Origin of the sequence: Psychromarinibacter sediminicola (genome assembly GCF_029168335.1) — a bacterium.
GTDB lineage: Bacteria > Pseudomonadota > Alphaproteobacteria > Rhodobacterales > Rhodobacteraceae > Psychromarinibacter > Psychromarinibacter sediminicola.
In genome coordinates, this window is sequence record NZ_JARGYC010000230.1 from 1 (window position 1) to 533 (window position 533).

A 533-nucleotide genomic window follows, 5' to 3' on the forward strand; every position below is an offset into this window, starting at 1 on the left:
TGAACGAAGCGGTTGAGTTCGATCGCCTGGCGCTGTCCGCCGGACAGATGCTCGACATTCGTGCGCAGCGAGGGAATGCTTGTGCCCGCGTCGGCGAGGGCGTCGGAGACGATCCGCTCCATCTCGCGTTCCTGCAGGACCGGGATGCCCAGCACCTTCCGGGTGATCTCGCGTCCCATGAAAAAGTTCGCCACGACGTCCGCGTTGGTGCAGAGCGACAGGTCCTGGTAGACGGTCTCGATCCCGGCCGTCTTCGCCTCGGCGGGCGAGGCAAAGTGGCGCTCCTGCCCGTCGAAGGCGATCCGCCCGGCGGTGGGGGGCAGCCCGCCGGCGATGATCTTGACCAGCGTCGACTTGCCGGCGCCGTTGTCGCCCAGCAGCGCGACCACTTCGCCGCGACGCACCGACAGGTCTATGCCGCGCAGCGCCTCGATGGCACCGAAGTTCTTGGTGATGCCTTGCAGATTCAGCAGGGGCTCGGCTTCGCTCACGCGATGCTCTCCTTGTTGCTCCGGCGTAGAAACGGATCGTCC

General features: G+C 66.4%; 1 protein-coding gene. It reads right to left on the reverse strand.

Going from position 1 to position 533, the window contains the following annotated elements:
* On the reverse strand, nucleotides 1-491 hold a 491-nt coding region (locus tag P1J78_RS25135; protein ID WP_275570101.1), incomplete at its 3' end, for an ATP-binding cassette domain-containing protein.
* Between the last annotated feature and the right edge of the window lie 42 nt (nucleotides 492-533).